Source organism: Rhodococcus zopfii NBRC 100606 = JCM 9919 (assembly GCF_001895025.1).
GTDB lineage: Bacteria > Actinomycetota > Actinomycetes > Mycobacteriales > Mycobacteriaceae > Rhodococcus > Rhodococcus zopfii.
In genome coordinates, this window is the sequence record NZ_BCXI01000080.1 from 1 (window position 1) to 9218 (window position 9218).

At 61.3% G+C, this 9218-nt stretch carries 5 protein-coding genes and 1 pseudogene; 4 read left to right on the forward strand and 2 right to left on the reverse strand.

The features are described from left to right. From RZ1_RS31040 to RZ1_RS28700, 4 genes and pseudogenes are all read left to right on the forward strand, one after another. Positions 1–331, forward strand: a pseudogene (locus tag RZ1_RS31040) (hypothetical protein); the annotation flags it as partial. Between the two features lie 952 nt (positions 332–1283). Further along, entirely contained in the window at positions 1284–2480 is a 1197-nt protein-coding gene (locus RZ1_RS28685; protein ID WP_072816260.1) for an RCC1 domain-containing protein, read from the forward strand. 891 nt (positions 2481–3371) lie between these two features. Continuing rightward, positions 3372–4037, forward strand: coding sequence for a DUF2510 domain-containing protein (locus tag RZ1_RS29820; RefSeq protein WP_083584003.1), 666 nt, complete (start codon positions 3372–3374; stop codon positions 4035–4037). 184 nt (positions 4038–4221) lie between these two features. Further along, positions 4222–5535, forward strand: coding sequence for a hypothetical protein (locus tag RZ1_RS28700; RefSeq protein ID WP_072816262.1), 1314 nt, complete (start codon positions 4222–4224; stop codon positions 5533–5535). An 830-nt stretch (positions 5536–6365) separates the two neighbouring features. On the opposite strand, the gene RZ1_RS30330 is transcribed toward RZ1_RS28700, so the two are convergent. Continuing rightward, positions 6366–7601 (reverse strand): hypothetical protein, encoded by a 1236-nt coding sequence (locus RZ1_RS30330; protein WP_139282060.1) that lies wholly within the window; start codon positions 7599–7601, stop codon positions 6366–6368. 124 nt (positions 7602–7725) lie between these two features. Continuing rightward, positions 7726–8334, reverse strand: coding sequence for a hypothetical protein (locus RZ1_RS30900; protein WP_176580857.1), 609 nt, complete (start codon positions 8332–8334; stop codon positions 7726–7728). Positions 8335–9218 lie beyond the last annotated feature (884 nt).

Genomic DNA, 9218 nt, shown 5'->3' on the forward strand with positions numbered 1-9218 from the left:
GTGGAGCCGGTCGCTGAGTCGTGCCCACCCTCGGGACGCATTGACACGTGTATTCCCCCCATCGACGCCAGAACCGTGGGCGCTCGAACTCACCACCGGTGCCCGCTGTCGTGTCCGCAACGGAGGAGCGTGGGGCGGACGCGCTGATGGGCTGGCAGGCGCATATTTCTGCGACGACGGGCGCTTCGTTCTCACCGAGTTCAACGAAGCGCCCGTGGACACCAGCTCGGATGTATGGACGGTACGGATCGGGCCGCTCGGCGACGTGCAAGAAGAGTTTCCAGCCCCCACCATCACCGGCATCCATCAAGCGTGGTTTGCCTCCCGATGATTCCACACCATGTCTGGAGATGACCCGGGCGAGGTGTGGCGGCAGGCGAGCGGATTCCGGATGGCCCGCACCCAGGCACTGGCATCTCCACCACCGTGCAGGTGCTGGCCTCGTGCGGGTTCGCCCGACTCGATGCGGACGCCCTCGACGCCGCACTCGGGGACTCGACTGCCGGGATGGATTGACAGAAATTCGTCGATGCTAACGGTTCTACTTGAGGTAAGCGCAGGCGGCAGAGGTTTCAATCTGGAGAGATCGTTGTCAATCTACGCGTGCAGGCTTGCCAATCGGCGTTGCATTTCAAGACATAGATAGGATAAAACAGTCAAATCGCCCGTGTCGGGGGTGGTCGCTCCCGGTTGCTGCGGGGTCGGTGCCGATAATTGCCGTTGCCCTGGTGGTGATGCTTCCCGGAGCCGTAGTCGTTGCCCGTCTCGGTTCGGAGTAGTCGCGGGGTGCTCCTTTCAAGTAGCCATGTTTGTGTAGCAGTGCATTGGTCCGCGATCTGTCTTTCCGATATCCCTACCGACGAGCCGAGCAGACTTCTCCATGCGACGAGAATACTGGGGCAACTGACGAGCGCGGGTGTGCCGGCGAAGTGATCGGAGATCGGGGAATGCACGACTGTGGCAGGTCTTCCCAGCTGCCCGTGCCCTGTTTGACTGACGATCGTCGGCCGAGGTTCCGAAAACGACGGATATCCGAATCACTGACAGGACTGTTCCACTCGGACAGAGGTTTTCGAAACACCACCATGCTCACCGGGTGAGTCTGCTCCGGGAGGTCCTTCGTGGCTGACCAGCACAGTCGCACCCTGCGCGGCCGCGGTGTTCCACCGCACATGCCGGGCGGCTCTGTCGTCCGAACGGCCGATGCCGGCACGTGCCGATGCGACATAGGTTACAAAGGTTTCTCTTCGGTTCCAGCGAACCGACCAGTATCCAGGAGATGCATGATGCTGCGCAGCAAGCTGTTCGGTCGACCATCGTGGTCGTATCTGGTCGCGGCCGTGATCGCGGTCCTCGCGATGGGTGGTTGTGCCGAGTCACCGGGAACCGCGGCGCGTGAGGGGGTGGATCCGGGGGCCGCGACCTCGGCCGTAGCCGGTGAACCCATTACCCTCACCACCGGTGCTGGTCACACGTGTGCGCTGATGCCCGATGGCACCGCAAAATGCTGGGGCGACAACGAGCACGGGCAGTTGGGAGACGGCACCACCACCAACAGGTCGACACCTGTCACGGTCGCCGGGATTTCCGGCGCCACCGCCCTCACCGCCGGTTCTGATCACACGTGTGCGCTGCTGCCCGGTGGGACCGCAAAATGCTGGGGCGACAACTTCGCCGGGCAGTTGGGGGACGGCACCACCACCAATAGGTCGACACCTGTCACGGTCGCCGGGATTTCCGGCGCCACCGCTCTCACCGCCGGTGTCGGACACACGTGTGCGCTGCTGCCCGGTGGCACCGCAAAATGCTGGGGCTATAACCCCGAGGGGCAGTTGGGGGACGGCACCACCACCAAACCGCTCACACCCGTCGTGGTGGCCGGGATCTCCGGCGCCACCGCTCTCACCGCCGGTTCTGGTCACACGTGTGCGCTGATGCCCGATGGCACCGCAAAATGCTGGGGCTGGAACAACCACGGGCAGTTGGGGGACGGCACCACCACCAACAGGTCGACACCTGTCACGGTCGCCGGGATCTCCGGCGCTACCGCCCTCGCTGCCGGTCCTGTTCACACGTGTGCACTGATGCCCGGCGGCACCGCAAAATGTTGGGGCATGAACGAGGCGGGGGAGTTGGGAGACGGCACCACCACCGATCGGCTCACGCCCGTCGCGGTGGCTGGGATTTCCGGCGCCACCTCCCTCGTCGCCAAGTGTGTGCTGCTGCCCGGTGGCACCGCAAAATGCTGGGGCAGAAACTGGGACGGGGGGGTGGGCGACGGTACCACCACCAATAGGTCGACACCTGTCATGGTCGCCGGGATCTCCGGCGCTACCGCCCTCGCCGGCACCCGTTCTGGTCACACGTGTGCGCTGATGCCCGATGGCACCGCGACATGCTGGGGTGATAACGAATACGGGCAGTTGGGGGACGGCACCACCACAGATAGGTTGACACCAGCGGTTGTGGTAGGTCTCTAGTCTCGGGGTTTCACGATCCGGATCGGGGAGCCTGTTCGGTAACTGACTCCTTCACGAGACCCGGGCAGTGGCCCCACTCATCCGGCGGTGGGGCCACTGCCGTCTCGCCTGACCGCATCACCGCACCCACGACCGAGATCAACCGTCGTACAAGGCGGAACTCTGTTCGCGTTCCACAAACGATCGTTTGTCGACATCGTGCTCGTTGCCGGTCCGCGACGGTGACCGTGCCGATGTTCGCCGCGAGCGTCCCCCACGCGGGAAACGCCACGCCGAGAACGTCCGCGCCGAAGTCCTCGACCCGAACTCAGGGACTGGCAACGCATGGATCGCACTACGCCGATAGCCGAACGCATCAACACTCTCACCGACGAGACGGCCCGCCTCGCGGCCACCGCATGGCTCCACTGATGCCGACACCCTGTCGACACCAGCGATGCACTGTCCGGAAGCCTCGCGTGCCCTCGATCCGGCGTCCTACCCGCGAAGAGCATTCCGCGCTGCTCAGCCAGATCACGGCCGAACCCGCCACAGGATCGGGCTGACCTCACAGGACCAGTAGCGCAGCGGCGCATGGGGTCAGTCCGATTCCAGCGTCCTTAACAACCCGGACCACCACCACACCAACGGGGACAGCGTTCGTCCCCGATCTGGGGGATCGAACGCGGCCGAGAGGCAGCACTCGTCCACTGACCACGTTCTCGCTGGACTGGGGATGAGGGGTGCATCGAGAACGTCGGCCTGACACGGGGGCAGGTCCGCCGGGGTCATTGGAGCCGGTTCAGGGTTCCATGGAACGACCCAGGTGTCCGTTACGACCGGTTACGGAAGTAACACCTGGTTTCAGGGCGCGATCCACGTGAAAAGTCCACTACGAAAGATCGATGCCCGATGAACTCCGCCCCCGGCTGGTATCCGGACCCCGCAACCCCGACGCAGTTCCGCTGGTGGGACGGGCAGAACTGGACCGGGAAAACAACTCCGGCCCCGGCTCCGACTTCCCCCACCGGGAGCGACCCGCTTGCCACCGCGATGAGCATTCCCACGCACACCGATCCGCTCGCCACCGCGCAGGCGTTCACTGTTTCGGCTTCTCCTACCGCCGGGCAGCCTCAATCCCCTCCGCCGGGACCAGCGTCAGCGGTATCAACGACCAACGACTTGCCGAACCTGATTGCTGCCCTGGTCGCCAGCGTGGGGATCGTGATCGGCAGTATCGGTCCGTGGGTGACGTTCATGGCGTTCTCCAAGAACGGCCTCGACGGCGACGGCGCTGTCACCCTGGCCTTGGGCATCATCTCTGCGATTGCCCTGTTCTCGATTCTTGGCCGCGGCGGCGTTTCCCGTATCGGCGACCGATGGATCGGGGTCGTCGCCGGTGTCATCTGCGTGGTGATTTCCATCGTGGACATCATCCACGTCACCTCGATCACCACCGAAATGTTCAACCGGACAGTCGGCGCGCAGGTCGGGTGGGGCCTGTGGCTGACCGGCTTGTCGTCTGCGGTGCTGTGCGTCACCGGCCTGACCGTCGCCAAGCAGACCCACCGGAAATAGATGCTTGCCACGCAGGCCACCGCATAGCCGGCGATGTTCACGGTGGACATCGACGAAAGTAGCCGGTTGGAGCAGCGAAGGATGGCTCCTGCTCCGAAGTCTTCCCGTCGCCGGTCAGCTTCCTGGGGGAGGCCGAATCTGTCGGCTCCGGCGGATATCGTGTGGGTTCCGACCAAGGAGATTGATGAGCGACGCAGCCGGCACGATGGTGCCCGTTTGGACTCTGTCCACTACCCAGGGCGCGACCGTTCCCGCGTTTGCGAACGAGGGACCTCTCAGCCCTGAGCGCCTGTCCGAGCTCCGGTCTGCGCTGGTCGCCTTTGCATCGGCTCCGTTGGTCACGTTGGAAGCGCACCCACTCCCGACCAAGCGCGATCGGTCACGCGGGCTGCCGCTCGACGCCATGAGTCCGCTGGCGCAGGAACTCTCGCGCCTGGTAACCAACTCCTCGAAGGTGCCTGCTGTCGCTCAAGTCGCCCAATCGAGCGAAGTGCTCTATCGAATGCATGTGCCCGCGAAGGTGGCTACGCAGTTCGGCAAGGGCCTTGTGAAGCCGATGGCAGCAAAAACGGTCGACGGCGGAATCTACGGGGACCTGGTCGCTGGCACCGGCAAGAACGTTATTAGAGCTAAGGCAGCCTTTGTGCCGGTCGAAGCAGCAGCTGCGGGGGCTAAGGGCACGGCCGTCGGTGCTGCGGCGGGTACTGCAGCAGCGGGAACCGCGCTGACGGTGGCCGCTCCTCTTGTGCTTATGGCTGTTGCGGTTGGTGCCAGCGCGTACGCCGACCGCGAGCGTCAGAAGGCCACCGAGAACATCACTGAGCTCTTGGAGAAGCTCCACGTCGACAAACTGGAGTCTGAGCGAAGTGAGCTCGACGGTTGCCGCGACGCGATCGACAAGGCTACGACGCTTCTTCTGGATCGGGGCAAGATCGGAGCATCGCTCGGTCTCGATTCTGCTGTTCACGCGATCAGCGCCGCGACGCAGAACGCAGAAAATCGGGTGAAGAAGTGGGAGGCTGCGCTCGACGCAGTCGTCGGCGACCACGTCGATATTGCCGAACTGGAAGTGGCATTCCCAGGAGTCACCACCGACGGTGGTGAGTTCCGCGCCCATCTCGAATTGGCTGCGCTCGCGATCGCACTCAAGCGTCGGGTGATCGTTCTGCAGGGTGTTGAGGTTGGCCAGGACAACGAGGACAACTCCTTCGAGAACTTCGTACGCAGCCTCCGAGACGACCACCAGCGGATCGCAGACCTGGAAGGCCGTGTGGAGAACGTCCTGCGGCGGCTGTCGGCGCTCGAGTTGCGCTCGCCTAAACGGCTCATCGACAAGGTGATGACCCGGAAGCAGGTCGACAGCTTGCTAGAGACTGCGTACCGGCTGCGTGCGCTCGCCCCCGCGCACAGCACGACCTCCCCGAGCGCTGATATTGTGATCGAGATCGAGAAGCACGGCGACGGCACGCTCCTGGTGCTCCCGGCCCGCGCCTCCTGACCCAGTCCCTGCGTCTACTACGCACACCGTGAGTCATGCACCGAACCCATCAGGTGCCACAACTCATCTCGAACGAATGTTTTGAACCATTGGTTTCCGACATGAGTTTTGAAACATCGTCGTCGCAGGTAGCGCGACCATGCCCTCCCCTCCGCGCCTATGTTTCGAGAACGATCGTTTTCGGACATACGGCATATCAACATCTACGGAGACTTGAATGTGCCCTTCGCCCCCGAAAGGGTCCAATCCTCGGAGAGCGCGAGGCCACGCCGGCCCGTCTCAAGCGCCCGGTAGCATCCGTAACATTCGGCACCTCATGCTCGATCCCCGAGTGATGTCAAATCGTGCACAAAAGCGAAGTGCCCAACGGTGAAGGTGATTCGGTCGCGGCACGAGGACGCTTACTGGGTTGAAAAACTGACCACTACTGCTGAAGTGGGAGAGGTTCTCGACCTCAGTCCGGCCACAGCCAACGCGCATCTCGATCCGAATGCATCCAACAGATCCATGACGAGCGCTGGATCCCCGCGTCAGCGTCAGCACCGGTTGGTTCTGCCGCTCCGGCGGATACACGCAAGTCCTCACGAAGCGACCGCGAAGCAGGCACTCAGACCCTACACTCCAGGAGCATCGAATTACTTGTATATCTGGATAATATGCACAGCTTTTGATCAGATCGAAAGACTGCCCAGTTTGCACAACTCAGCTACACCATGACACTGCCATAAAAGATGACTCTGCCATAAAATCTAGGTACGCTCACAGTCTAACTTTACTTTTCAAATGAATATAAGAGTGAACACTGGAGTTTAATTCACCGCAGGGATCATTTACATTCCACGATTAACCCCACGATTCGGTCCAGCACCGATAACCCCTCCCGGTATAAACTTTTGATGAGTTACAGCCCCATCCTTGTCGATAATATATTCGACCACTCCGGACTTTCCCTCAAAAGTATAATTTGGCACCTGGACAAGGGTGCGAGAAACCCCGTCCGCACCCTTTATCGGAGTTACAACCGAAGATGCCAATTCTGCTTCAGTGAGATAGCTCGCCATCCGATGATGGATGTCTGCCTTCAGCCCACTACCGCCCACCATGGGGTTTCTTATCACGTCACTTCCGACTCCTCGCCTTTCGGCGTCAGCCAGATGTTTCGAGGCTAGTTCCGCCCGATAACGAGCTGCCTGAGCGGGATCCGACGCAGGTGGTCCTCCACTACGACCAGGCGGTTCAGAATTATTTGGAGATCCAGATTGTGGCGCTTGCTGAGCGGCAGCCGGGCGGTGATCGACTGCGGCCGCTCTGTTTGCCGTCCCAAACGCATCCTGGCCGGTACGAATTCCGGCGAGCCCGCCAGCCAATCCACGTAATACCTGTTCCCTAACAGCCTCCTGACCCGCTTCCTTTGCTGCCTGAATCTTATCTGCAGGTCCATATTGAGCTTCGGAGATAAACCTCCCGGGCATGTACGGGTGTGGGACTAGAACTTCGTCGAGCACCGGCCCGGAATAATCCTCGCCGTCCACCTTCGGTGGGGACCCTGCGGCTGGAGGTAGGACACCGAGCTCTTCAAGCTTCGCTTCGATATCACCGATCCAGTTAGCGCTTCCTTCCCCAGGGTATATATCCAATATCTTCGATAGATCACCTATCGACACGCCGGTCTTTGACTCAATGTCTTTCTTGATCTGATCCGGAGTTCGTCCTTCAATCGTGACCTCCCCTATGGTGATACTGCCGCCATCAGCGCTTTGCGGGTTGGTAGCATTCGAGTGAACAACATGTTCCTGTCCATCGAAATTCGCGGCATGCAAACGGGAATATCCTGAATCCTGGTTGTATTTTCCGAGATCGAGATCGGCCGGCACCGCCGCATCATGCCCCGACCCACCGAGATCGAGATCGGCCGGCACCGCCGCATCATGCCCCGACCCACCGAGATCGAGATCGGCCGGCACCGCCGCATCATGCCCCGACCCACCGAGATCGAGATCGGCCGGCACCGCCGCATCATGCCCCGGTCCGGATAAATCCGGGTGATCTGGGTCAATGTCATTCATTTCGGAAATCCTCATTTCGGGGCCAGGGTTAGTGCGAATAGAACTGGCTAGAGAGAAATAGAGTGATGAGTCCAGATGTGGCGGTACCTACCGTTCCACTGAGGCGATCTACGTCTCAGAACTACTAACCGGTTCCGCCATCGGTTCCGCCATCGGTTCCGCCATCGGTTCCGCCATCGGTTCCGCCATCGGTTCCGCCATCGGTTCCGCCATCGGTTCCGCCATCGGTTCCGCCATCGGTTCCGCCATCGGTTCCGCCATCGGTTCCGCCATCGGTTCCGCCATCGGTTCCGCCATCCGGGCCCGGCCAATTGGGTTGATTGTTCCATTCAGATGGCACAGGCAAATTTCCATCATTCTCGTCCCACGGTTTCGGCCCCGGGCCAAGCAAGATCATCCAAAGGATCCCAATAAAGCCAGCAATGGCGATCGCCCCAATAACAACCCCCAAGACAATCTGCAGTCGCGTTAGCCCCTTGCCCCATTGAGCTTCTGTCTTGGCGAAGGCGCCCGATATGCCTCTCCGCATACGTAATTCGGAGTTCATGGTTCGGTTGTATGCGTATTCCGTTTGAATCAGATGGCCTTTCATATTTCTGGCCTGAACCTCGACTACATCCCCGTCGTTAAGGGAGCCCTCGAGGAATGTTCCCCGCATTTGAACCTGAACAGCTGCGGAGTGGGGAATTTCCAGCTGAAAATCAACTGTTTGGATAGGAGTTCCGCCAGTCAACTGCTGTTGTCTCTGAATGCGTCGGGCATGCCCCACGACCGTGCCGGGTTTACCAGGAGTCAGGATCGCGGCTGAGTCCGTGGAACCTGCTGTGGCTTGCCGGGGGTAGCCCCGACTCCCAGCAGGCTCGGCAGCGGCAGCAGCTCTACCCGCACCTGCAGCTTGATCAGCGGAAGCGCCTCTCATGGCAGCACGAAACGCAGCGTCGCCGGCAGCTCGAGCCTTCTCTTCATTGTCGCCGAATAGGCGATAGGCCCAGGCCTCCCACAGTCGGTGCACCTCCTCACCTGTGCGTTGCCCCTTGGGGGCATAAGGGAAGGGGGGGCCAGACTCAGACATGACAGATTCCCTGTTTCATCGTTGCCTCCTCGCTGGGCAACTGGGTACGTCAATCGTTGGTTGGACGACAAGCAACAGGGCACCTCGGGTTTCGTTATCCCACGGCTGTCGACCTGCTTTCATGCCTCCTGTGCTCATTGCTGCATCGCATGGTTATCCCACGCGCCGAGGACGACGGCTTCGGTTCGCATCCCAGTGTGGTCCTCTGCCGGGCATTAGGCACGAGTAGTCGACTACCTGCATTTGTGCGTTCTTTGGAGTCACGGTAGGTGCAAACCAGGACACTCCCGGCAGAAAATTACCGATAACCGAGATTACGTCAATCCGAACGCGTATTGCGTCGGCAGCGGCACTCGGACAACCACGGAGTCGCCGGTGGACCGAGCGCGGGTCGCCGGCTCCTTGCGGACCCTCGCCCCTAAGCACACAACCGGGTCCGGCATGAGCGACGCCGCCCGGACGAACCTGCAGGACGAGTAAACGAGACACCTCGCGGGCGTGCGCACCTCCGGCTGCGCTGCGGCTGTCCATGGCCATGAGAAAGT